The 25,255-nt window shown below is 59.4% G+C and carries 19 protein-coding genes and 1 other RNA gene; 13 read left to right on the top strand and 7 right to left on the bottom strand.

Annotated elements, in window-relative coordinates:
- The first annotated feature begins 195 nt into the window (after positions 1-195).
- The 6 genes from OCX61_RS23780 (at position 196) to OCX61_RS23805 (ending at position 8,579) form a co-directional block, all read left to right on the top strand.
- Complete coding sequence (locus OCX61_RS23780; RefSeq protein WP_085677194.1) at positions 196-1,866, top strand: lactate permease LctP family transporter; 1,671 nt, start codon at positions 196-198, stop codon at positions 1,864-1,866.
- Between the two features lie 63 nt (positions 1,867-1,929).
- Positions 1,930-3,075: an FMN-dependent L-lactate dehydrogenase LldD gene (gene lldD / locus OCX61_RS23785; RefSeq protein WP_261941636.1), complete on the top strand. Its 1,146-nt coding sequence runs from the start codon at positions 1,930-1,932 to the stop codon at positions 3,073-3,075.
- A gap of 75 nt (positions 3,076-3,150) precedes the next feature.
- Positions 3,151-5,964: an FAD-binding and (Fe-S)-binding domain-containing protein gene (locus tag OCX61_RS23790; RefSeq protein ID WP_261941637.1), complete on the top strand. Its 2,814-nt coding sequence runs from the start codon at positions 3,151-3,153 to the stop codon at positions 5,962-5,964.
- A gap of 393 nt (positions 5,965-6,357) precedes the next feature.
- Positions 6,358-6,651, top strand: a complete 294-nt coding sequence (locus OCX61_RS23795; RefSeq protein WP_261941638.1) for a PA2433 domain-containing protein — start codon at positions 6,358-6,360, stop codon at positions 6,649-6,651.
- Positions 6,652-6,754: 103 nt separating this feature from the next.
- Positions 6,755-7,146: a transfer-messenger RNA gene (ssrA, locus tag OCX61_RS23800) on the top strand.
- Between the two features lie 185 nt (positions 7,147-7,331).
- Positions 7,332-8,579 (top strand): integrase domain-containing protein, encoded by a 1,248-nt coding sequence (locus tag OCX61_RS23805; RefSeq protein WP_261941639.1) that lies wholly within the window; start codon positions 7,332-7,334, stop codon positions 8,577-8,579.
- A 203-nt stretch (positions 8,580-8,782) separates the two neighbouring features.
- Here OCX61_RS23805 and OCX61_RS23810 read toward each other — a convergent pair whose 3' ends face one another.
- Complete coding sequence (locus OCX61_RS23810) at positions 8,783-9,661, bottom strand: helix-turn-helix transcriptional regulator (RefSeq protein WP_047595825.1); 879 nt, start codon at positions 9,659-9,661, stop codon at positions 8,783-8,785.
- Positions 9,662-10,010: 349 nt separating this feature from the next.
- Here OCX61_RS23810 and OCX61_RS23815 point away from each other — a divergent pair, with 349 nt between their 5' ends.
- Complete coding sequence (locus OCX61_RS23815) at positions 10,011-10,256, top strand: hypothetical protein (RefSeq protein ID WP_261941640.1); 246 nt, start codon at positions 10,011-10,013, stop codon at positions 10,254-10,256.
- A gap of 55 nt (positions 10,257-10,311) precedes the next feature.
- Here OCX61_RS23815 and OCX61_RS23820 read toward each other — a convergent pair whose 3' ends face one another.
- The 5 genes from OCX61_RS23820 to OCX61_RS23840 all read right to left on the bottom strand — a co-directional run bounded on the left by OCX61_RS23820 (position 10,312) and on the right by OCX61_RS23840 (position 18,616).
- Positions 10,312-12,666 (bottom strand): AAA family ATPase, encoded by a 2,355-nt coding sequence (locus OCX61_RS23820; RefSeq protein ID WP_261941641.1) that lies wholly within the window; start codon positions 12,664-12,666, stop codon positions 10,312-10,314.
- Positions 12,667-12,675: 9 nt separating this feature from the next.
- Positions 12,676-13,929, bottom strand: a complete 1,254-nt coding sequence (locus OCX61_RS23825) for a DUF1269 domain-containing protein (protein ID WP_261941642.1) — start codon at positions 13,927-13,929, stop codon at positions 12,676-12,678.
- A gap of 94 nt (positions 13,930-14,023) precedes the next feature.
- A complete protein-coding gene (locus OCX61_RS23830; RefSeq protein ID WP_261941643.1) occupies positions 14,024-14,659 on the bottom strand; it encodes a hypothetical protein in 636 nt (211 codons plus the stop codon).
- On the bottom strand, positions 14,659-16,512 hold the full coding sequence (locus OCX61_RS23835; RefSeq protein WP_261941644.1) for a dynamin family protein: 1,854 nt from the start codon (positions 16,510-16,512) through the stop codon (positions 14,659-14,661). Before OCX61_RS23835 ends, OCX61_RS23830 begins: the two co-directional genes overlap by 1 nt.
- Positions 16,502-18,616: a hypothetical protein gene (locus OCX61_RS23840; protein WP_261941645.1), complete on the bottom strand. Its 2,115-nt coding sequence runs from the start codon at positions 18,614-18,616 to the stop codon at positions 16,502-16,504. Before OCX61_RS23840 ends, OCX61_RS23835 begins: the two co-directional genes overlap by 11 nt.
- A 385-nt stretch (positions 18,617-19,001) precedes the next feature.
- Between OCX61_RS23840 and OCX61_RS23845 the strand changes: the two genes are divergently transcribed.
- From OCX61_RS23845 to OCX61_RS23870, 6 genes are all read left to right on the top strand, one after another.
- Positions 19,002-19,274: a hypothetical protein gene (locus OCX61_RS23845; RefSeq protein WP_230397044.1), complete on the top strand. Its 273-nt coding sequence runs from the start codon at positions 19,002-19,004 to the stop codon at positions 19,272-19,274.
- 85 nt (positions 19,275-19,359) lie between these two features.
- Positions 19,360-20,328 carry a TIGR03299 family phage/plasmid-derived protein gene (locus OCX61_RS23850; RefSeq protein WP_261941646.1) on the top strand — a complete coding sequence of 323 codons (969 nt, stop codon included), beginning with the start codon at positions 19,360-19,362 and terminating at the stop codon, positions 20,326-20,328.
- A gap of 75 nt (positions 20,329-20,403) precedes the next feature.
- Positions 20,404-21,408, top strand: a complete 1,005-nt coding sequence (locus tag OCX61_RS23855; RefSeq protein ID WP_261941647.1) for a YqaJ viral recombinase family nuclease — start codon at positions 20,404-20,406, stop codon at positions 21,406-21,408.
- Positions 21,409-21,496: 88 nt separating this feature from the next.
- The gene (locus OCX61_RS23860) at positions 21,497-22,447 is read left to right on the top strand and encodes a recombination directionality factor (RefSeq protein ID WP_261944358.1); all 951 of its coding nucleotides are present in this window, start codon (positions 21,497-21,499) and stop codon (positions 22,445-22,447) included.
- Positions 22,419-22,916 (top strand): RadC family protein, encoded by a 498-nt coding sequence (radC, locus tag OCX61_RS23865; protein WP_261941648.1) that lies wholly within the window; start codon positions 22,419-22,421, stop codon positions 22,914-22,916. Before OCX61_RS23860 ends, radC begins: the two co-directional genes overlap by 29 nt.
- A 9-nt stretch (positions 22,917-22,925) precedes the next feature.
- The gene (locus OCX61_RS23870; RefSeq protein WP_261941649.1) at positions 22,926-23,108 is read left to right on the top strand and encodes a hypothetical protein; all 183 of its coding nucleotides are present in this window, start codon (positions 22,926-22,928) and stop codon (positions 23,106-23,108) included.
- Between the two features lie 100 nt (positions 23,109-23,208).
- On the opposite strand, the gene brxL is transcribed toward OCX61_RS23870, so the two are convergent.
- Positions 23,209-25,251, bottom strand: coding sequence for a protease Lon-related BREX system protein BrxL (brxL, locus tag OCX61_RS23875; RefSeq protein ID WP_261941650.1), 2,043 nt, complete (start codon positions 25,249-25,251; stop codon positions 23,209-23,211).
- Positions 25,252-25,255 lie beyond the last annotated feature (4 nt).

Genomic DNA, 25,255 nt, shown 5'->3' on the forward strand with positions numbered 1-25,255 from the left:
CCGCGCCAGCACGTATCACCGACGATTTTCACAAGGCTCCAAGCGCCCGTTCATCGACCCACGACCAAAGTTTTGCACGGGACAAATTGACACACCCACGACAGCGCTTTTAACCTAGCGACCAGCCATTGTAAATTGGTCTTACCAATTATCCAATGCCAGTGCCTGACCAACAACAATTAGGGGCCACCCCATATGCAAACCTGGCAACAACTCTATACCCCGCTTGGTAGTCTCGGCCTGTCCGCGCTGGCGGCGGTCATCCCTATCGTGTTCTTCTTCCTGGCCCTGGCCGTGTTCCGCCTCAAAGGCCACGTGGCTGGCAGCATCACACTTGCCCTGTCGATCCTGGTGGCGATCTTCGCCTTCCAGATGCCTGTCGACATGGCCCTGGCTGCTGCAGGTTATGGCTTCCTTTACGGCCTCTGGCCGATTGCCTGGATCATCGTTGCCGCGGTGTTCCTGTACAAACTCACGGTCAAGAGCGGCCAGTTCGAAGTGATCCGCAGCTCGGTACTGTCGATCACCGACGACCAGCGCCTGCAGGTGTTGCTGATCGGCTTCTGCTTCGGTGCCTTCCTCGAAGGCGCGGCCGGCTTCGGCGCCCCGGTGGCAATCACCGCTGCGCTGCTGGTAGGCCTGGGCTTCAACCCGCTGTACGCCGCCGGCCTGTGCCTGATCGCCAACACTGCACCGGTAGCCTTTGGCGCCCTGGGCATCCCGATCATCGTGGCCGGCCAGGTTACCGGCATCGACGCCTTCCACATCGGCGCCATGACCGGCCGCCAGCTGCCGCTGCTGTCGCTGTTCGTACCCTTCTGGCTGGTGTTCATGATGGACGGCCTGCGCGGCGTGAAAGAAACCTGGCCCGCTGCCCTGGTCGCCGGCCTGAGCTTCGCCGTGACCCAGTACTTCACCTCGAACTTCATCGGCCCTGAGTTGCCGGACATCACCTCGGCCCTGGCCAGCCTGATCTGCCTGACGCTGTTCCTGAAAGTCTGGCAGCCCAAGCGCGCGTTCGCCGAAGCCAAAGGCAGCGTCGGCGCCGCCGTGGTACAGCCAAGCGGCAGCCAGCCGACCCCGTACAGCTTCGGCGAGATCTTCAAGGCCTGGTCGCCGTTCCTGATCCTCACCGTGCTGGTCACCATCTGGACCCTGAAGCCGTTCAAGGCGGCCTTCGCCCCAGGCGGCGCGATGTACAACTTCGTGTTCAACTTCGCCATCCCGCACCTCGACCAGCTGGTGATCAAGACCGCGCCGATCGTCACCGCGCCGACTGCCATGCCAGCGGTGTTCAAGCTCGACCCGATCTCTGCCACCGGCACCGCGATCTTCCTCTCGGCGCTGATCTCCATGTGGGTGCTGAAGATCAACTTCAAAACTGGTCTGACCACTTTCAAAGAGACCTTCTGGGAGCTGCGCTGGCCAATCCTGTCGATCGGCATGGTGCTGGCCTTCGCCTTCGTCACCAACTACTCGGGCATGTCTTCGACCATGGCCCTGGTGCTGGCCGGCACGGGCGCCGCGTTCCCGTTCTTCTCGCCGTTCCTTGGCTGGCTGGGCGTGTTCCTGACCGGTTCCGACACCTCGTCCAACGCCCTGTTCAGCTCGCTGCAGGCAACCACCGCGCACCAGATCGGGGTCAACGACACCCTGCTGGTTGCGGCCAACACCAGCGGTGGCGTGACCGGCAAGATGATCTCGCCGCAGTCGATCGCCGTGGCCTGCGCCGCCACCGGCCTGGTCGGCAAGGAATCCGACCTGTTCCGCTTCACCGTCAAGCACAGCCTGTTCTTCGCCACCATCGTCGGCCTGATCACCTTGATCCAGGCCTATTGGCTGACCGGCATGCTGGTTCATCACTAAAGTGAAAGGGGCCGGGCGCCCAGACGCGCCCGGCATCTCCTTCAACCCACGCTGCGAGAATCCATGATCATTTCCGCCTCCACCGACTATCGCGCCGCGGCCCAACGCAAGCTGCCTCCCTTCCTCTTCCACTACGCCGACGGCGGCGCCTACGCCGAGCACACCCTGCGCCACAACGTCTCGGACCTGGCCAGCATCGCCCTGCGCCAGCGCGTGCTGAAGAACATGTCCGAGCTCAGCCTCTCCACCCGCCTGTTCGACGAAACCCTGAGCATGCCCGTGGCCCTGGCCCCGGTCGGCCTCACCGGCATGTACGCCCGCCGTGGCGAAGTGCAGGCGGCTCGCGCCGCGGCGGCGCACGGCATTCCGTTCACCATGTCGACGGTGTCGGTGTGCCCGATCGAAGAAGTGGCACCCGCCATCGACCGGCCGATGTGGTTCCAGCTGTACGTGCTCAAGGACCGCGGCTTCATGCGCAACGCCCTGGAGCGGGCCAAGGCCGCTGGCGTGAAAACCCTGGTGTTCACCGTCGACATGCCGGTTCCCGGCGCCCGCTACCGCGACGCCCACTCCGGCATGAGCGGCGCGAACGGCCCGATGCGCCGCGTGCTGCAGGCCATGACCCACCCCGAGTGGGCGTGGGATGTTGGCGTGATGGGCCGCCCGCATGATCTGGGCAATATCTCCAAGTACCGTGGCAACCCCACGGGCCTGGCCGACTACATCGGCTGGCTGGGCAACAACTTCGACCCGTCGATCTCGTGGAAGGACCTGGAGTGGATCCGCGAATTCTGGGACGGCCCGATGATCATCAAGGGCATCCTTGACGCCGACGACGCCCGTGACGCGGTCAAGTTCGGCGCCGACGGCATCGTCGTGTCCAACCACGGCGGCCGCCAGCTCGACGGCGTGCTGTCCAGCGCCCGCGCCCTGCCGGCGATTGCCGATGCCGTCAAAGGCGACCTGAAGATCCTCGCCGACTCCGGCATCCGCAGCGGCCTCGACGTGGTGCGCATGATCGCCCTCGGTGCCGACACCGTGCTGATCGGCCGCGCCTTCCTCTGGGCCCTGGCCGTGCATGGTCAGGCCGGGGTGAAGAACCTGCTCGAACTGTTCGAGAAGGAAATGCGCGTGGCCATGGTGCTGACCGGCGCCAAGTCGATCAGCGAGATCACCCGCGAGTCGTTGGTCCGCGAACTGGGCGCCTGAGCGCCCCTCTACAGTACCGCCTGAATGACCGGGGCACGCCGCGCACCAGACGCCGCGGCCCCGCGAGGAGATTGCATGAGCCTGCCCGCTGCGTTCCTGCGTGATGTCGAGCGCCTGATCCCCGCCGAACGCCGTTTCGACGACCCGACCTCCACCTTGGCCTTCGGCACCGACGCCAGCTTCTACCGGCTGATCCCCAAGCTGGTTGTACGCGTCGAGTCCGAGGACGAAGTGGTCGGGCTGATTCAACTGGCCCAGCGCGAACGCGTGCCGGTGACCTTCCGCGCCGCCGGCACCAGCCTCTCCGGCCAGGCCATCAGCGACTCAGTACTGATCGTGCTCGGCGATAACTGGAACGGCCGTGAGATCCGTGGCCAAGGCAAGCAGATCCGCCTGCAACCCGGCGTCATCGGTGCCCAGGCCAACGCCTGGCTGGCCCCGTACGGGCGCAAGATCGGCCCCGACCCGGCCTCGATCAACGCCTGCAAGATCGGCGGCATCGTCGCCAACAACGCCAGCGGCATGTGCTGCGGCACCGCCCAGAACACCTACCACACCCTCGCCGGCCTGCGCCTGGTGCTGGCCGACGGCACCCGCCTGGACAGCGAAGACCCGGCCAGCGTCGCGGCCTTTGCAAACAGCCACGCCGAACTGCTCGAAGCGCTGGCGCGCCTGGGCCGCGAAACCCGCGCCAACACCGAACTGGCCGCGCGCATCCGGCACAAATACCGCCTGAAGAACACCACCGGCCTGTCACTCAATGCCCTGGTGGACTACGACCAGCCGCTGGATATCCTGCAGCACCTGCTGGTCGGCTCCGAGGGCACCCTGGGCTTCATCAGCGCCGTCACCTATGACACCGTGCCCGACCACCCGCACAAGGCCAGCGCCCTGTTGGTGTTCCCCAGCGTGGAAAGCTGCTGCCGCGCCGTGACCGTGCTCAAGCACCAGCCAGTGTCCGCCGTGGAACTGCTCGACCGCCGCAGCCTGCGCTCGGTGCAGAACATGCCCGGCATGCCAATGTGGGTCAAAGGCCTGTCAAGCAATGCCTGCGCGCTGCTGATCGAGTCCCGCGCCGCCAGCCAGAGCCTGCTGCACGAGCAGCTGCAATTGGTCATGGCCTCGATCGCCGACTACCCGCTGGAACAGAAGGTCGAGTTCAGCGAAGACCCGGCCGTGTACAACCAGCTGTGGAAGATCCGCAAGGACACCTTCCCCGCCGTCGGCGCCGTGCGCCAGACAGGCACCACGGTAATCATCGAAGACGTCACCTTCCCCATCGAGCAACTGGCCGAAGGCGTGAACCGCCTGATCCAGCTGTTCGACAAGCACCACTACGACGAAGCGATCATCTTCGGCCACGCGCTGGAAGGTAACTTGCACTTCGTCTTCACCCAGGGCTTCAACAGTGCCGAGGAAGTCGCGCGCTACCAGGCCTTCATGGACGACGTCGCGCAACTGGTGGCCGTCGAGTTCGGCGGCTCGCTCAAGGCCGAGCACGGCACCGGCCGCAACATGGCGCCCTTCGTCGAGCTGGAATGGGGCCATGACGCCTACCAGCTGATGTGGCAGCTCAAGCGCCTGCTCGACCCCAACGGCATCCTCAACCCCGACGTGGTGCTGAGCGAAGACCCAGACATCCACCTGAAAAACCTCAAGCCGCTGCCCGCCGCCGACGAGATCGTCGACAAGTGCATCGAGTGCGGCTTCTGCGAACCGGTCTGCCCCTCCAAAGGCCTGACCCTCAGCCCCCGCCAGCGCATCGTCATGTGGCGCGACATCCAGGCAAAGAAACGCGCTGGCGTCGACACCCGCGAGCTGCTGCAAACCTACCAGTACCAAGGCATCGACACCTGCGCCGCCACAGGCCTGTGCGCCCAGCGCTGCCCGGTGGGTATCAACACCGGCGAGCTGGTGAAGAAACTGCGCAGCCAGGCCGCCGAGCACGCCAAGACCGCCGACTGGCTGGCCGAGCATTTCCACACCGCCCTGGGCGGCGCCCGCTTCACCCTGACCGCCGCCAACACCGCCCGCAAGCTGCTCGGCGCCCCACGCCTCGGCCGCCTTAGCGCCTCACTGAGCAAGGCCAGCAAAGGCCGCCTGCCGCAATGGACCCCGGCCATGCCGCAGCCACTGCGCACCATGGCCTTCGGCCCGGCGAGCAACGATGCCCGGCCCCGCGTGGTCTACCTTGCCGCCTGTGTTTCACGGGTGATGGGCCCCGCCTACGCCGACCGCGAGCAAAGCTCACTGCTGGACAAGACCCGCGCCCTGCTGGAAAAGGCCGGTTACCAGGTGGTGTTCCCGGACAACGCCGACAGCCTCTGCTGCGGCCAGCCGTTCGCCTCCAAGGGCTACCCCGAGCAGGCCGAGCACAAACGCCAGGAGCTGATCAACGCCCTGCTCCACGCCAGCCGCGGCGGCCTCGACCCGATCTACTGCGACACCAGCCCCTGCACCCTGCGCCTGGTACAAGACCTGGGCGAAACCCGGCTCGACCTGTACGACCCGGTGCGCTTCATCCGCACCCACCTGGTCGACAAGCTGGAGTTCACCCCTCAGGACGAACCGGTGGCCGTGCACGTGACGTGCAGCACCCAGCATCTGGGTGAAAGCCAGGCGTTGATCGACCTGGCACGCCGTTGCAGCAAACAGGTGGTGGTGCCGGAAGGCATCCACTGCTGCGGTTTCGCCGGCGACAAGGGCTTCACCACACCCGAGCTCAATGCCCACTCGCTGCGCAGCCTGAAGGATGCAGTGCAGTATTGCAGCGAAGGTATCTCCACCAGCCGGACCTGTGAAATCGGCCTGTCCAGCCATAGCGGCATCGACTATCACGGCCTGGTCTACCTGGTAGACCGCGTCACCCGCCCGCGCAGTTCGCCATGATGTTTTTGGCGCCTGGGAGATCGAGCGCCGCCCGCGCGGCGCATCGCGAGCTGCGCTCGCTCCTACGTTTGTTTCGGGCCAATGATTCCTGGGGGATTTGCGCGCGAACGCCTGGGCGCATGGCGCGATATCGCGTCGTACGAACAAGGCGGTCGCGCGCGCCTGTCACAGGCATCACTGGCCCGAAACAAACGTAGGAGCTCGCGATGCGCCGCGCGGGCGGCGCTCGATCTCCCAGACGCTGAACATCTCAGGCCAATACCCACCTTCCCACTGCAACATCCCGCCACACACCGCCATATCGCCAAGCCATAACCCCAATGGAACCCTCGCAAAACCCCGGCAGTCCACCTTTATAGGCCCACCTCCCAGCGGCCATAAAAGGAGACACCCATGAAAGGTACCGCGCTTTCGGCCCTCTTCGCGGCCGCTACCCTCCTGGCATCCCCGGCCTTCGCCGCCGATGACCTGTGCACCACCAACCTGCAGAAGATCGACGACAGCATGGCCACCGCCGGCGCCACCTCCGAAGGCCTGGACAAAGCCCTCACCGAGCAGGTCGACAAGGCCAAGTCCGCCCAGGCCTCAGGTGACACCAAAGGCTGCATCGCCATCACCAGCAAGGTGCTGGAGCGCCTGGAAAAGACCGAGAAAGGCGGCGGTTCGGCCGGCGGCAGCGGTGCTTGAGCCCTCGCAGTGCGGACGACCGGGACCGGTTGTCGACGTCGCCCGCGCAATGGCGTATACTCAGCCTCACGTGCCGTAAGGTGCGTTAGCCAAGAGCTAGTGTGGGGCCGATCAGGATTCGACGCCGGTAGCGAAACTCTAGGTGCATGCCGAGTTGGTAACAGAACTCGTAAATCCACTGTTGCAACTTTCTATAGTTGCCAATGACGAAAACTACGAGGGCTACGCTCTCGCTGCGTAAGCAGCTGAGCCCGCTCTCCTGGTAGCTTCGGCTCCAGCAATCATCAGGGGATGCCTGTAAACCCGAAATGATTGTCATACAGAACAGGATCGTCGTGTAGCACGTTGGGGGCAAAGCGACTAAAACTTACCCAACTCATCCAAAGCACCCTGCCCGTCGGGCGGCTGCGGATTAAATCAGTAGACACGGCTAAGCATGTAGTACCGACAGCGGAGTACTGGCGGACGGGGGTTCAAATCCCCCCGGCTCCACCAAATGATCAATCAAAGACGTCCACGGACGTCTTTTTTTGTGCCTGAAACCCAGTAAATAAGGGGCTTTCAGCGCCATCAGGATCCGATAGCGTCCAACAGGATCTACGAGATTCGGTATTCCAAGTGGTATTCCAAGCCATCTACTGGTAGTTTTTGGAATACCGAAACCGCTTTTGGAATACCGCATGTGCGCTCAAGCCACCCGCCTCTCGGACCTCAAAGTCAAAGCCGCTAAGCCTCAAGAGAAGGACTACGTCCTAAGCGATGGTGACGGCCTTCAAATGCGAGTGAGAAGTAATGGCTCTAAACTCTGGAACTTCAACTACCGACATCCGGTGACGAAGAACCGGATCAACATGGGCCTCGGGACCTTCCCCGAAATTTCATTGGCGCAAGCCCGCAAGCGTACCGTTGAGGCACGCGAGCTCCTCGCTCACGGCATCGACCCCAAAGAGAAACGGGATGCAGTGCAGCAGGCTAAGAAGGCAGCGACTGAGCACACTTTCCAGAACGTGGCGACGGCCTGGTATGAGCTGAAAAAAGATGCAGTGACACAGGCCTACGCTGAGGACATCTGGCGCTCCCTCACACTGCACATCTTTCCGTATCTGGGACACACACCACTATCGACCATAAGTGCCCCTCAGGTCATTAACCTGCTCCGCCCACTCGAAACCAAGGGCAGCCTTGAAACCGTAAAACGACTGACACAGCGGCTCAACGAGATCATGACCTACGGGGTCAACTCGGGACTGATTCACGCAAACCCGCTCAGTGGCATCCGCTCCGTTTTCAAGAAACCGAAAAAGAAAAACATGGCGGCACTACCCCCCGATGAGCTGAAAGAACTCATGGTGGCAATCGCCAATGCCAGCATAAAAAGAACAACACGCTGCCTGATCGAGTGGCAGCTTCACACCATGACCCGGCCAGTCGAAGCAGCGACTACCCGCTGGGCAGATATCGACATCGAGAAGAAGATCTGGACGATTCCTGCGGAGCGAATGAAAAAGCGCCGCGCGCACATTGTCCCGCTCACGGAGCAGGCTCTTGCACTCCTCGAAGCGATCAAGCCCTACAGTGGACATCGGGAATTTGTGTTCCCTGCAGACCGAAACCCACGTACCCACTGCAACAGCCAGACCGCCAACATGGCGCTAAAACGAATGGGCTTCGAGGGGCGTCTGGTCAGCCACGGCATGCGGTCGATGGCCAGCACCATCCTCAACGAGCATGGCTGGGATCCCGAATTGATCGAGGTAGCACTTGCCCACGTCGATAAAGACGAGGTTCGCAGTGCCTACAACCGCGCGGACTACATCGAGCGGAGACGGCCGATGATGATCTGGTGGAGTGAGCATATCCAGGAAGCAGCGACGGGTAATCTGTCAGTGTCAGCTATCCAAGAAAATCGGCACAGGGAGGTCGTTTAGATCCGCTGACACTGCCTCAAAGTGGGCAGTCCCAACAGCCTAACGGCCAAAGGCGGTCATCAGCGATCAGCGTGATCGCTAATGAGGCTTTACTCAACCTCGTAGCCGAAACAACGGCAATGTATCTATCCTCGAACATAATGACTCATACATCGGCTTGAATGCCTAGCCTGGCAAAACCACGAGGTCGACCAGGGATGGCTTTAGTCTAAGCTCAGCCAGAGTTTCAACTCAGCCCGGTTCGCCAGCACCAACTGCTGGGCTTCAGGGCGGGCGTCATGCAGGTTCGGATTTACGTGAAACCGTTTCACTACGTACTTCGCCAATGCTTGTGAGCTTTTGACCACAAGCTGCCCATCAGTCATGGCGTAGTCCACTTCAATGATCGACCGTTGCGCCGGCGTCAGGCGCTCGTCCGGCTTGAAGATCACATCGATCTTGGTGTTCCACTCCACGTCGTGCTCGACACCATTTTCCGTCTGATCGTCGAGCAGTTCCGGCTCGCCTCGAAAACGGCTCAACACAAAGTCCCGGTACTCACGGTTCTTCTCGCAATAAGCCCGCACGTGCCAACGCATCCCGGTGTACACCAACGTGTGCGGCGCAATAGTGCGCCCTTCCACTTCCGGCGTTTTGAACGACACGTACTCGATGTCCAGACGCCGCTTTTCACGACACGCCTTGAGCAGTGGCCGCAGCACCTCGGGCCTCACTGAGCGATCGGGTACCTTCAACACTTCAGTGTGCGCGTAAGCCAGGTTCAACCCTTCGATATGCGGCGCACGCTCATCGTTGTGGTTGAGCAGGTCCAGGTAGGCACTGGCGCTGTCGTCGATGAACAACGGTTTGAACTGCTGGGTTGGCACGTAGCCTTTGATCTGCTTGTCGTAGACCAGATTCTTCGAGGCATAGTCGGTGATGTAGGTGTTGATGTCCTTCGATGCTTGCTGCCGGCTGATGCCGAAGCACTGCATCAAGTGGTTGGTAGTCAGGCGCCCTTCCCACCAGACCACCGTTTCGATCAGGCGGTAGCGCAGGGCAAGGTCCCAGCGGATTTGATCCATGCTTTGCTTATGTTTCATCGTGGGCTCTGAATGATTGGCAGCGGGTAGCGACCAGACAAATGACGTGTCGTGAAATCCTACATGTCTGCTAAATCACGATCAACACGCGCTAGATATGTAAAGTATTTATACGTATCAAGCAGGCGGTCGAAAATCTCCATTGCGAGAGCGCTTCCCTCTTGAGGCCATGCCATCCGCGGCCTGCACAATAGCATATTGCCTTCACCCTCCTATCCACTCGCCAGTCAAGCGCAGACGGGATCTGCACCAATCCTTTACCTGTACAAGTAGCCAATATAGACATGTAGCGTTAGTGGACATATCGTTTCACTTAACGGCAAAAAGCCACTACTCAAGGAAGCGATAAATGGAAACCCTGCAGCTCGCACTGCTGAGCCTAAGCGGCATCACTCTGCTCGTTCTCGTGCTGGTGCACTCGCGGATGGGAGAGGTCTGGGATGTGGTCAGAAACGATCGGGATGTGCAGCGCATCGCTCGGATTCACGAGCACGAGAACAATGAACTGCGCTCCGAGTTGCGCGCTGAACGTGAGCTGGTGGGGCAACTGCGGCGTCAGGTTCAGATGCTGCTGGGAGTGGCGCCCGAGGGCTGAAGTATCCCGGATGTGAACGTGAGCCAGCGCAAGCCTGGCTCACGGGTGGGTACTGCTAAAAACTGCGATGAATGCTGGAGAAAAAACCACCTCCACTCCCACCCAGGTGCCTGGTCTCCATTATGTGCTTCTTGAACTTCATTTTTTGCTCGTGATCAAGGCATAGGGCTGGATTGTCTGACAGTGCTCGCTTGACCTGATAACTGCCGTCCTCGGCCAAGATTTGCTGAGCCTCTTTGATCAGCGAAGGATTGCTGGCCAGCTTCTCTCTTACATCCGGATCAGGATCGTTAGCGAGGTTCAGTTGCAAGGCGGCAGACAGCTTGGGATTTTTGCTGAGGGTCCCCCTGAGTGCAGGGCTCGCATTACTGAGCAGCGAGCGCTGTTCATCCTCAGTCAAACCAGGGTGCTTGGCGAACGCTTGCCTCACACTGCTTTTGCCTTCCTCAAGCAACTTGGACTTCACACTGTTCAGTAGCGAGGGATTCAAGATCAGGCCAGCAACAACCGAAGCAAGACGGTCGCGAGCCAACTTGAACTGGAGGGCTTCGCCTTTGGCACAGGCCGCCAAGGACGCACGTAAATCATCGTCGAGTACATCCTCATCGATCATGCGTATCAGCAAATCTTGCGGCGCATTGCCATTCAAGCAAGCCAGCTTGAACATCCCATGGTCATACTGCGGTTGACCCTTGACGAGATTGAGCCGAATCGACAGCACGTGCTCAGGACACCGCGGATTTGTATAGACCGCCTCCGCCACACTGCGCTGTGCATCCATGGAGAGTTTCTCCAACTGATCACCGGGGCAATCAGGATTACGGGCTACCTCCTCCCGCTTCACATGGTTAGGGTCAGCAGCCATCTTGATCATCTGCGCCACGCTCAGCCCCTGATACTCGGATGCCGGGCGCAGCTTCAGTTTCTCGAATAGCTCCTCGTACTTGCCGACCTGGTCGCGCAAGGTTTCGCGCAAAGGAATGGTGGACTGAATAGCGTCCTTCAGATGCTGCTGCGTCAATGCCCCTCCGCCGATGAAGGCGTTGGCTACGGCCTCATTGATCGAGTTCTCGATGTCGGCACCGCAGTAATCCCGACAGAGATTCACCAGCTCATCCATTTCCAGGTCAGCGACTTGCTGCCCCGATTTATCCAGATGAATGCTCAGGATTTTTTCTCGCTCCACAGGGTTGGGGAAGCCGACATAGAAGATCTCGTCAAAGCGCCCCTTGCGCAGCAATTCCGGGGGCAGTGCGGTGATGTCGTTGGCGGTGGCGATGACAAATACGGCACCGGTCTTTTCCTGCATCCAGGTCAGGAAATAGCCCAGCAGACGAGCAGTCACCTCCGAGGCATTCCCACCGCCCATGCCTACAAACGCTTTCTCCAGCTCATCTACCCACAGGATGCAGGGGCTGACAGTCTCGGCCATGCTGAGCGCGCGCCGCATGTTATGCTCGCTCTCCCCCACGTACTTACCCAGCAGAGAACCGATATCCAGACGCAACAGCGGCAGCTGGAACAAACCGGCAGCTACCTTGGCCGTGAGCGATTTGCCGCAGCCAGGCATGCCTGCGATGAGCACGCCTTTGGGCGTTTTGACGCCCTGCCTCGTTGCCTCGTCCAGGCGGCGGATAATGGTCGAACGTTGCTCAAGCCATTGCTTCAGGTTTTCCAGGCCACCGATATCGCTGACGCCGACATCGACCCGTACCATCTCCAGCACACCGCTCTTGACGATGATCTGCTCTTTCTCGTGGAGGATCGTATTCAACGACTGTTCATCGATGGTCTGGGTCTGGCGCGCAACCATCCTCAGTAGCTGAGCCATTTCGCTGGAGGTCAGCCCGCTCAGGCCAGAAACGGCCAGGTCACTCAGGTGATCCGGAACGGTGAGCTGCCCGCGAGACTCAGCCTCGGCCAGCATCGCTTTGATTTCAGTGCGGCTCGGTAGAGGCAACGGCAGCAACGTAACCTGGGCCTCGATCGACGCGGGGATGCACACCGCTTCCGAGACCAGAATGACCGAACACTCGCCTGCATAGTTGCGCTCGATCGAATTCAACAACTGTTTGAGCCGGGCCACCGCAAGCGTATTGTTCTCCAGGGCCAACCGAGCACCTTTGATGACGATCAGCGTCTCTTCCAGATCCACGTCCAACAACGCCAACAGAGCGTGCTCCAGCTCCGTTTTACTTGAGTCGAGGTTACTCAGCGGGAGCTTGTTGTCGACATGCACCCAGCCATAGCCAAGGTTCCATTCGTGGATGCGCTTGAGGTTGGCCTTTTCCTTGAGTCCCAGCAGCAACTGATCGACACGTGCTTCTTCGGCCGATTGAATGTAGATGGCGGGAGCTCCAGCGAGGAAATGGTCTTCCAACTGGGTTTCGAAAGCCTTTTTATCGGTCATCACTCAGCCTCAATCAAACAGCGATGTGAAGAGTTTTATCGCGCCGCCAACAACCTTCGCTCCCACTTCCTTGACTGTACTCACCACGCTGCGAACCACCTTCTTAGCAACCTCGACAACCTTCCTTCCACCCTGTTCGATGAGTGTACCGACGGCTCTCCCTGCCGCACGGCCAACGACACCACCCACAACGCCACCGATAGCCGTACCACCGGGACCGAACACAGCGCCTAAAGTAGCCCCCCACTGAGCTCCCAGTTCAGCGCCTTTCTGTTCCACAACCTGAGCCAATGAGCGGGCAGCCACCATGGTTGTGTGCTCGATTGCGTTGATCGCGGTATCCGCAAGAATGCCGCCTTCCCCGAGCTTGTACAGGGCTTTGGCCCGCTCCAGGCCAACGTAAGTCGTGATCGCGACCTCCTCGGCGGAAGTGCCATTGAAGAAGCTCAACCAGCCGCTTTTTGCTGCGACCATCACCCCGCCAGAAACTGCAACCTGTGCACCAACATGGTCGGCCGACTTCAGCGAGCTATTGAAAAACGCCTGCATTGCCGCGCTGGCAGGTTCGTTTTCTTCACCACGCAGCCAATTCCAGGTGCGTTGTCCGAGAATTCGCGCGCCGTGATACGACGCGTTCAGGGCTGCATTCAACAGCGCTTGCTTGTTGATCTCTTTGGAAATCTCCAAGCGGGATGTTTCGTCCCAATTGGTCACCTGGGTTTCGGCAAGAATCGACGAAGGTGCATGGGTCATATCGCCAGACACTGTGGAATGACGCACACCCGGCTCGAGCGTCTGCGCCAGCGACACATTGGCTGACGCCAGCATCCCCTGCACCTGGCTCGCGTACTCGCTCAGGTTCAACTCGGGATTGTTCTGAGCATCCTGTTCCAGCTCTCTGGCCAACCAATTGACCGCGCTCTTTCCCCTGTCGAGGTTTCGTTGCAATGACGCTTTGTGCTGGTTGGTGCGCGAGATGGAGTTGATCAACGAGCGCGCGACAGTCTCGACTTCGGCGTTGCCTTGCCACAGATGCGGATACTTATTGAATTCCTGGGTGAGCCATTGATCCAGTGACATCTCGCTGTGATGCTGGTCGTAGGATCGGATGAAGCTCCAGATGACCGCAACCGCCTTAGGTGCGCAGGCTGTATCAGCGAAGGCGACCTGGCCAAGCAGGTCAGCTTGGCGCGCTTGTTCGTCTTCGTCTACGAGGCGTTGCGCAGTAGCATCAGGGGAAGAAAGTACGTTTGAGGAACTCACGACGGGCTGTCCTTGACCGGTTCAAGAAGAGGAAAGGTGACGATCCGACTGCAATGCACCGGTGCCGCGACTGTGCCGGGCACCTGTGAAGCTTCTACAGGAACGCCTTGGCCAAAAGTGCTACAAGCACTCCAAAGTTCACCGCAAGCCCCACGCACGTCCAGATGAAGCGCCGCCTGGATACAACATTCGTCGCCTGCGCCTCAGTCTGCTGCGCTGCAATCGCTGACGCGATCTCATCCAGTTTGACCAACGACTTCTGTTGAGCATCGCGGCTTTCAGCGCGCTGAGCTTGAAAGTCTGCGGCCAAAGTTTTCAGCGCGGTGTTCAGGTGATGCAGTTGTGCTGCGCCGAGCTTGCTCAGGCGCTCCTCTACACCGGCGATCCCTTCGGAAATTTGACGAGCGCTTTCGGCAACCTGCGCGCCAGCCCTCTCGAACCGGCTGTCTTGCGCCCCCTCAGCCTGCTGAACCAATGTCTCGACGCGCTTGGACACCTTGTGAACACTGCCAAGATCATCACCCAACTCTTCGAAGGCACTGTTCAGCTTTTTCAGCTCCGACCGCAAGCTGAGAACACAGGCCTCGAAGTCTCCCTTGAGCGTGAGCGACAGGCCGCCGCTCACCTCTTCAATGCTCCGCTTCACCGGTACATTGATATGCTTCTCCAGCAGCGCTGACAGCTCTTGATCAGCAGCCGCGATTTCGGCATCCAAATCGGATCGTTCCATCAGAACTTCTTCCCTTCCAGCATTTTGTCTAGTTCGCCCAGCAGTACATGCAGGTAGAACATGTCGTAGATCTGCTCCAGCGCACTGAGCGGACGGCGGATGGCTTCCCGGACACGATCGAGCTCGGCCTTGAAAGCTTCGAGGATGTATTGTTCGAACTTGTGCGAGTGGTCCATGCTGAATTGCATGCGGGCTTTGAATTGCGCGTGAGCCTGTTCAAGGTGATAGCGCTTGCCTTGTATGTCCTCCACCGCTTGCTGACGCTCTGCAACGGTTCTTTTCATGACGTCAAGCCGCCGCTTGTAGTCCGAATACTTACGTTCCAGGCCACTCTCCTGATGCTCAAAGTACTTCTTAATTTCCAAGTTTGCGGCTTCGGCATAGGCATCCACCACCTTCACAGCTGCTCCAAGAAGCATGCTCCGGTCAGAACGGAAGTTCTCGCTGGACCACCAGTAACCGTCGGTGAGATACCCGTCCATCTTCTGATAGAAGCTGCTCAGCGCAGTGGTTGCGGGTGGCGAAAGCTCAGCCAGCCGAACATGGGCCTGACGATGGGCGTGACGTTCGCACATTGCCTTCCATTTCGCCTGGATCCCGTTTTCGAACTGAATGGCAACCAACTTTAGGGCACTGACTGATTCGGTAGTATTCGGCAGAGGCTGAACGAAGAAGCCACGAACATCACTACCCTTGTACAGTTTCCGGTAACGGTTCAGGCGACGCCTGTGATGAACGAGCGTGCCGCTTTCTTCCTGACAGCCACTCAATAGCCCCTCAGCCTGCTTCAACGCATTCAGTTCATGCTGGAGGTCGCCTTCCAGCCCCTTCCTGTGCTCCTCGTAATGAACCTGCTCTCGATCAAGCCTGGCATCGATCAAGGTTTTCATCTTGAACGCGGACGCGAGCCGGCCGTAGGGGCTGGCCGACTCGGTGATGCTTGCCAATAGCTCGCGTCGTAATTGCTGAATCAATGTAACGGCTGCTTGATGATATTCAGGCGTCGCCCCCAGGCTTCGCAGCGAGTCGCCGAACTCCAGTGGGTACAACATCGCCTCGACCGACTTGGGCGGTTTGTAGTCATGGGTACCCAGCTCCTGGTAGAGCTTGGCCCTGACCTGCTGAAGCGTTCGCTCGTCTTGGCCGAACCAGGTCTTGAAGCTGGCAGGCGAGAACGTATAGGAGAGCACCACCCGATAGCGGTTGGGCTGCAGCATCCAGTCTCCCAACGCCGCCAACTTGAGCTTGTTGGGATGAAGGAAGCCCAAGTCATCTGCACGCCCGACCAGCAAGATCAGATCGGCCGTGGCCACATACTTCTCCGCCACCCGCGCGACCTGGGCCTGCTCGGCTTCGTTGACCGCATTGATGCCCGGGATATCGAGAATGCGCAGATCCAGACTCAGCGCATCCCCTCCTCCTTGCTCGAAGAACATTGATGGCAGCCGCACGGACAACACGTCCACGGACTGTGCTCTACCTTCCTCCAGCTCGGTGCGTATCGCGGAAAACTGCACCCTCGCGGCTTCATCATCCAGCGCACCACTGTTGTCGCCGATGTACCAGTAATCATCCTTCGAACGGCCGTAACGAATGGCACAGGCCGTCGAAGACTTGCCCATACGCTGGTCGCCCCGCAATACGCTGGAAGCACGTTCCAACGCCTCGCCGGTCACACCCAGCAAGTCCAGAATCAGCGTGGTCTTGCCGACCTGGGTCGCACCATAGACGGCGACCGTCACATGGCTGGAGCGGTTGAAGTCTCCAGCCAGGCTTGGATCTACCTCGCCGATGAAACGCTGATACGCGTCATAGGCCCAGCGATAGCGGTTGCTGTACTTCTCAAGCCACATGGCGGCTTTGCGCCTCATCAATGGCTTTGACCAGGTTCACCCGAGCGTGCTCCAGGCGCGTCAACCCACGTGCCAGTGCGTCTTTTACCGTGAGGTCGGCGCCCAGGCCATAGGCCACCCGCAGGTTGCGCACCAGGCGCTCTTCGAGGGTTTCCATCAGGTCGTCGTAGAGCTCCAGGCCCTTCTTGATATGGGCCTCGGCGAACTGGTTGAGGCTTTCGGCGATGAAGCCCTTGCGCGCCGCATCATAACGCTGAATTTCGGTAGCACCGCGATAGGCGATGAAACCCAGGGTGATCGCGCCCGCAGCGGCCATGGACAACGAAGCGCCCAGCGAAGCAGCAGTCTGACCGCCCGTCAGCGTGCCCGCGATGGCGGGGATGGTGTCGATGGAGCCGTCGATGACCACGTCCACTGCGAGGATTGCCGCCAGGGTATTGAGCAGCGGTTTGGCCGATGCGGTGACCTTGGGGAGGTCTTGCTGGATGGACGAGGCAAGCTTGCCGAAGTCGAAGGCTTCCAGTTCGGTGCGGGCCAACTCAGGGGTACGTATGGCAACTGCCTGATTGAGGCGGAAGTACTCCATAGTCATCGCGGGCAGCGCCTTCAGCACCTCTTCGACATGCTTCGCTTTGAATCGCTCGACGTCTTTGGTGGTAGTACTACCCTTGGAAAGCAGCAGGCGCAGATCATGCTGCAGCTCTTGAGTACCCACCGCAGGAACTTCGAGAGAGGCACCTTCGTAACCCAGCAGTTTGTTCAAGCCTTCGTGCTTGATCGCAGCGAGCGCCGTAGGTTTGATTTCCTGAATGCCGAGCTCTTTCGCGGACATATCAGAGATGGCCAAGTAATCGGATTCCAGCGGTGATTGAAGAGTGTTGGTGCCGTTGCACCAGCAGTCGATAATTCGCGACCTGAAACGAGTCTCGTTTTCACCGGACTGCAACGTGAGGAAGTTCGCCGCGTGCCTGAGCTTGTTGGTGAAGCCCTCTTCTTCTTCGTTGTATTTTTTCTCAGCGATGTCTTTGACCTGGCCCAGGTAACTATTAGTGTGCTCGCGCAGCCGTTTGGCATAACGGTTCCGGTAGCGCTCCGACGCCTTGGTAAACACCTCTCGCATCCGCTCGGCTTGGCGCTCGGTCAGGTGTTCACTGATGCTCTGCGCGTCCATCTCACTTTCCAACGCAGCCTTGACCGTTGCCAGTTCCGTGTCCAGTAGCTTCTCCAGCTCCCGCAGACGACCTGCGTCCGAACCGCCTGCAGACAGCGCATATTTGTTGATGACTTCGATGAGTTGGCTGGTCCAGGCAGAGCGGTAGGCCTCGTCGCCAACGCCGGTGAAGATCACACGGTCTTGCTCGTCAGAGCGGATCTGGAAAACTTCGGCCACGGTGCCGGCCAATTCATCCATTTGCTCAGGAGTAAGCGTTTCGGTCTTGGTGACGGCGATGGCGGGTTTGCGATCGGGGAAGTAGCGGGCGACCAGATCGTTGAGAATCTGCTTCTGGCTGTTGTCGGCGACGCGGGTGCGGTCGGTGACCAGGATGCTGCCCAAGGAATGCACCAGGGTGTGGCGCATGAGGCCCTGCCACTCGACGTTCTCCGGATTCAGCATTTCGTAGCCTGGGAGCAGTACGAAGCCGCAACGCTGTCCGTCGAAGTAGCGGCGTGGCACGTAGAGCTTGGGGAACAGGCAGTCGAGGTCACCGGAGTTGTCGTAGCCGCTGATCAGCGCTCGGAACGCCTCCTTGGAGATCGTTTCTTCTTGCTCGTTGCCTTGGGCGTCGTACTTGACGACTACGGCGTAGGGGGTGTCGCAGTCCTTTTCGAGGATGAACACCGGGATACGCTCGCCGCGACCCTGGTTGTCTGCAAGCCAGCCCTCGCCCAGAGCGTAAAGTTCGCGGATCAGACGAGTTTTGCCGGCACTTTGGCTGCCGGCTACGCAGATGTAGTAGACCGAAGATAGCTCGCGGGCAATGCGCAGTTTGCGCAGGATCGAGACCAAGGCTGGGCGGGGGTTGCTACGAGTCTTCAGCTCGGCTGAGATCTTGAGCACACCGGCTACAGCGGTTTCCATGTCTTTGATCAGGGGGGCTTTCATCAACTACTCCTGTTGAAACACGCGCAATGTTGGTGAGGTCATCGGCTTGTAAAGGGATTTCTTGATTATCTAACCGACGCAATGATGGCCATTAGCCCGCCATCAACTCAAGTCTGTATTTATCCTCGGACGCTCTCCTCTTTGGCACGTTTACTCTTTCAGCAAAAGTGGCGAATTGGCCCTTTAAATGCTGATGAATTGCTATAGAAATCAACAGTGAGGTCACCGATCGGACAGACGTGAGAAAGATACTCAGCAAAAAATCGACTCAAAAAAATTTCAATCACACATAACCCCAACGACATCATCACCATTGAGGTTCACCCCCATGTCGTTGCAATGCCCTCTCTGCCACTCCCCTAGAATCGCCTCCTTCCATCACGCTATGAAAGTCGGTGCGACCATAGGCACCGTAGGCGGTGTTGCGCGTGGCGTCAGCGCGGCCCTATCTGCCGGTCAGACTGGCGCAGCCATCGGTGCTATCGCAGGACCGGTCGGCATCACCCTCGGCTCCGTATCAGGCGCCATATTGGGCGGCCTGGCCGGCGGTGTCGGTGGCTGCGTGCTTGGCGCTCAGCTAGGTGAATCACTCGATCGCCACGTCTTGGCCCACAACCTCTGCCTGCAATGCGGTCATCGCTTCAACCTGCCGACCTGATTGGCCCTTTCTCTTTTCATTTATACGTCCGGTGCTGCGCTTCGCGCAGCGCTTTATGCCTGCCCGTACTAAAGGAATCACCCACATGGCACATCTCATCGAAACCATGGCCTACGCTGGCACTACCCCGTGGCATGGCCTGGGTAATCCGCTCAGTCAGAAGCAACCTATCGAAGTCTGGCAACGCGAAGCTGGAATGGACTGGCAGATTCTGGAAAGCCCCGTGCATTTCAAATCGGATGCTATCGGCCACCTGGGCGCGATCCACTCCTTCCCCGAGCAAAAGGTGCTCTATCGATCCGACAGCAAGGCGCCGCTGTCGGTGGTCTCTCAGCGCTATCACACGGTGCAGCCCCGAGAGGTACTCGAGTTTTATCGTGACCTCACCGAAGTTTCCGGCTACGAGTTGGAAACGGCCGGCGTGCTCAAGGGTGGGCGCAAGTTCTGGGCGCTGGCGCGTACTGGGCAAGGCGCGGCGCTCAAGGGCAACGACCAGGTGAATGGCTATCTGCTGCTGGCGACCTCCTGCGACGGCACACTGGCCACCACAGCCACACCAACCACGGTGCGCGTCGTGTGCAACAACACCCTGACCATCGCCCTGGATGGCACCTGCCGGGCGATCAAGGTGCCGCACAACACCCGTTTCGATCCGAAGGCGGTGAAGAAGCAACTCGGTATCGCCGTCTCGCAATGGGACGACTTCATGCACCGCATGCGTGCCCTGGCTGAGCGCAAGGTGCAGTGGCATGAGGCATTGGGCTTCTTCATGACCGTGATGTGCGAGACCAGTCCGACCGGAGTACTGCCGGAGCAACTGCCCAACGAGCGCGCCCTGCGCAAGGTTCAGGAGCTGTACGAAGGTCGTGGTCGCGGCAGCCAGCTGGACTCGGCGCGCGGTACCGCCTGGGGCCTGCTCAACGCCGTGACCGAGTACGTCGACCACGAGCGCCGTGCGCGCAGCAACGAGTACCGCATGGACTCGGCCTGGTTCGGCCAGGGCGCGCAAATCAAGCAACGCGCCCTGGATGCTGCGCTGCAGCTCGCCGCTTAACCCTCACTCACCTCAATCCTCGCGCCCGGTCAGCCTTGTGCTGATCGGGCCTTCTTATATCTGCAGGTGAATACCATGAAAGCAACGTCATTGAACGGCAGCACCACCAAGAAACGCCCAGCCCTGCGCCTGGTCAGCACCAAGGAGCTGCCTCGCGAGGACTGGCTGCAGATACGCAAGCAAGGCATCGGCAGTTCGGATGCAGCCGCTGCCATAGGCCTGAATCCCTACAAGTCCCAGCTGGAGCTGTGGCTGGAGAAAACCGATCGCGATGCCGGCATGCCCAAGGCCAATCCCCACGATGAGGAAAGCCCGATGTACTGGGGGAATATGCTCGAGCCCATCGTGGCCTGGCACTACAGCAAACGCACCAGGCATAAAGTCCGTCGCATCAACGCCGTGCTGCAGCATTCGGATCCGGAGTTGCCTTGGATGCTCGCCAACATCGACCGCGAGGTGATCGGTGCCGACGATGTGCAGATCCTCGAATGCAAGACCGTCGGAATAAACGGGGCACGCCTCTGGAAAGAGGGCGTCCCCGAGTATGTTCAGCTTCAAGTGATGCACCAACTCGCCGTCACCGGCAAACAGGCTGCAGATGTGGCGGTGCTGCTCGGCGGTCAGACGTTGGAGGTCCATCGAATTGAGAGGGACGAACAACTCATCACGCGCCTGATCGAACTAGAGCGCAAGTTTTGGCAGTACGTGGAGACCGATACGCCACCGCCAACCGATGGCACCGCCTCTGCTGAATCCGCATTGCGCTGCCTTTATCCGGAGGACAACGGCCAAGTCGTAGACTTCAGTGACCATGCCGGACTGAGCGCTGCCTTCATCGAGCTCAAGGCCGTCCGCCAGTCGATTGCCGACAAGGAAAAGCGCGAGGCCGAGCTCAAGCAGATATTACAGCAGGCCATGGGCGACGCCAGCCGGGCAGAGTTCACCGGCGGCTATGTCAGTTGGCGCAAAGCCAAGGACAGCGTCGGCCTTAATGTCGCTCAACTGCTCCAGGACAAGCCTTACTTGCAGGCCAAGTACCCACTACTGAAAGCTGGTGCTCGGCACTTCCTGGTCGGCTGATTTTCACATTCCTCACTCCATCCCCCTTGGTCAGTTCATGCAGTTCGCGCTGCGTGGCTGGCTTTTTTTCATTTTCAGGAGAACCACCATGCTGAAAGGCTTAGCCCTGACGCCCCCAGTGCTCGGGCGCATCTCCATCGGTAAGGTCATCGAGAAAAATGGCAAGCGTCTGCCGGAGAAGGATGACCAGTTCACCATCACCTCCCAGGTACAAGCCAAGGACGGCTGGCTGTTGCACCCTCTCAACGACGGGCTTCGTCAGGGTAAGGACGACAAACTGCGAAGCATTCCGGTGCGCCTGCTGTTCAACGAGCCTGAGCTGAACCTTCGTGCCGACTACACCCTATTTGATCGACAGTCCGGACGACCGCTGTGCGTGGGCAATGGTGAGACCTGCAAGCGCGTCACTCAAGAAGGTATGCAGTCTCTGCCCTGCCCTTCGCCGGATGCCTGCCCACTGGCCAAGGGTAATGCCTGTAGGCCCTACGGACGGCTAAACGTGATCATTGGCGATGAGGATCCGCTAGGTAGCTTTGTGTTCCGCACCACCGGCTTCAACAGCATCCGCACGCTAGCTGCCCGGCTGTATTACTTCCAGGCCATTTCCGGCAACCGTTTGGCGTGCCTGCCGCTGGAGCTGCGCCTACGTGGCAAGTCGACTCGTCAGAGTCATGGCACGCCGATCTTCTACGTCGACCTGACAGTACGCGGCGGTATGGACATGGCTGAGGGGCTACAAGCCGCCAATGAGCTCGATGCGAAGCGGAAAGCAGCAGGCTTCGATCAAGCTGCGTTGGATGAAGCGGCGCAGCGTGGCTTCGCCAATGGCGCGTTCGAGGACAGCGAGGAAGACGCCGGCACCATCGTCGAGGAGTTCTACCCCGTCGAGGAGAGCCAATCCCCTATCGCCAAGACTCCCCAGCGATCCGTGAAAAACAGCCTGGCCGAAAAGCTGGAGGCGCAAGCCCTGCGCCATACCCCACTGCTGGATCATTACCAAGGAGCCCAGCATGCGACTGCACAAGCTGAAGGCCAGTGACTCGACCGGCACCTACCTAGTCGAGTCGCCGGTCACCGAAACCGACATTCTGCTGATGGCCCGCCAGCTGGCGAATCTGCGCCTGCGTCGAGGACGTGCACTGACATCACCCAAGGAGGTAACCTGCCACTTGCAAGCCCTGCTGGCCGAGTATGAACATGAAGTTTTCGCCCTACTCATGCTCGACAGCAAAAACCGCGTCATCGTCTTTCACGAGCTTTTCCGGGGCACCCTGGACGGCGCCAGCGTCTACCCACGCGAGGTCGTGAAGTTAGCTCTAGAGCACAACGCCGCTGCAATGATCCTGGTGCACAACCACCCATCTGGAGATCCCGAGCCAAGCCTGGCGGATCGCAACCTTACCCGCAAACTGAAGGAGGCACTGGATCTGGTTGGGGTGCGAACCCTAGACCATATCGTGGTGGGCCAAGAAGGCTGTGTTTCGCTGGCAGAACAGGGCTACCTGTAAGGAGGCTGCATGGAGATATTGCTACGCACCTTCGCAGCGGTGGTCGTGTTCGCCGGCATCCTTGCTGGCTCCTTGGCAAGCTTGCTGCTGGTGATTTTGATGGTGCGCTTTCCGCCACTCTTGATCGCGGTGATATTGGCTTGCTGGATCTTCGCTCGGCTGCGGAACCCAGAACAACATACCCCGCGGTAAACAGCCCACACCAACGTGAGCGGCCATTTGGCCGCTCACGTTGGTGTGGGCTAGCTTCTTCTTTTTTTGTCTCAACGCTAGATCACAAATGGCTAAGCGGTCACTCCACAACCGCTTTAAACAAAGCATCACGTGCATCCTGGTAAAACTGGATGTCGATCTTGGTGGCCATGTCATCCGAGAGATCGTAGAGCTGGCGGCGCGCGGTCACCGGCATCAATAATGCGCTGGCGCCCTTCTCCACAGCCAGTTCGGCGATGTTTACTGCGTTGCTGATCGGTTCTATGGAGCCGCCTAGGTTGATTTCACCGACGACGATTAGCCCGCCCTTGACGGATTTCTTCAGCAAGCTACTACACATGGCGATTAGCGCTGCCATGCCCAACTTAGAGCCACGCTTCGCTGCATCAAAAGCCCGCAGCTGAATGGAAAACTCATGAGAACGCGGATCGCGGTCACCAATAAACTGCCCTGCGCGTGAGTACAGGTTTTGTTCAGCGTAGCGTACTGACTCCTTGAACGCGGGTGGTGCGGGGTTGTTGAGGATCTTCACCCCAGAACCCGGCCCCTCATTGACCTCAATGCGATACAGGCCGGCATTGTCATCAATATCGGCCCCACCTTCGCTGATGGTCCAGATCTGACCAGGCTCCAACGGATCGTCACCGATCTCGTTGTCGGCTCTTAGCTCAGGGGTTGCAACGAACTTCTCGACGCCATCACCGCCGATGAAGTAACTGAAATGGGTATTGCGGAACTCGGCAGCCCCTACCCGTTTCTGCTGCTCTTTCACCCGCCGACGAACTTCAAGGCCCAAGCGGGTTGCCCACTCAAGATCCTCATCGGAGACTGCCATATCCTGTTTGGGGTACATCAGCTTGAGCAAACCAGACACCGTCTTGTTAACAGCATTGGTGTCACGACCACTCAGTGCCCCTCCCAGGTGAACACGGTTTTGCATAACGGATACGCGGCTCTCAAACCGCAGCCGGCTCATGCACTCGGAAAAGAAGTCACTTACCAAACCAAAGTGATCAGTGGTTAGATCCTTGTTCATCTTCGGCACATCCCAGCCGGGAAGATAACAATGAATACGGTCCATCCACGCAGTGTCATCGCGCATTTCAGCGGGCAGCGGACCAAACAGGTGGCCAACGCGTTGCTGATGTTCTACGTCTACATCGAAGTTACCGACAAACACCATCGAGCCATCGGCACGAATGCTTTCCTTGCCACGACTGAACTCACCGGACTCCATGTAGCCCTTCATGATGTTGATCCCCTCCTTTGTATCGAAGGAGATCCCACTCACCTCGTCAAAGCAAACCACGTCGTACTGGCATACCAGGCCGCGCTGGCCGCTCGCATTATTCACGAACATTTTGGCGATAGTCGCCTTGCCACCGGAAATCAGGTGAGCATAAGGCGATACTTGCTGAAACAGGTGGCTCTTGCCGGTACCCCGCGGCCCTAACTCGACCATATTGTAGTTGCGCTCTACGAAAGGGATCATCCGTAGCAAGATGGCATCCTTGACACGCTGCGTCAGAGCGCTGGACTCCAAGCCGATGGAGCGAACCAGAAAGTCACGCCATTCCTCGCTGCTGAAGTTGCTGCGCGCCTCAGCCATGATATCTAGCACATTGCGCTTGGACATCTGGATCGGCCGCAATTCGGAGATACCGAAGGCGTTGCCCTTCTCCTCTGCAATTACCCCGTCGTACTCAAGGGTGACCTCAGCATAAAATCCACCGGTCAACAGGCGCTCGTTATCATCGACAATCTGGTCTGGGATACGCACCCGGTTCAGGTTCAGGCTGGGCAGACTAGCCAGATAGCCCCCCTCCTTTTCCACGAAGCGCACGCTGACAATATCAATTAGCTTTGCTGAACCCGTCTTGTAGGCCCTCGCCTTGAACAGCTCTTCCTCTCCCGCACGCACGGTTCTGGAAGACAGCTGGCGCTGCACAATCTCCAGCCCCTCTTCGATTTCCTCAGGATTGGTGGACGCGCAGTACCGCCCCAGCATGAACTCAACTACATAGGTGGGTACCGGAAACTGGCGGGCAAAAGTTCGGACCAGATCCTTGCGGACCAGATACCCCTCGAAGGCCTCAGCAGCCTTTCGGTCCAGCGTGTCCATTTCC

The organism is Pseudomonas sp. LRP2-20 (assembly GCF_024349685.1).
Taxonomy (GTDB): domain Bacteria; phylum Pseudomonadota; class Gammaproteobacteria; order Pseudomonadales; family Pseudomonadaceae; genus Aquipseudomonas.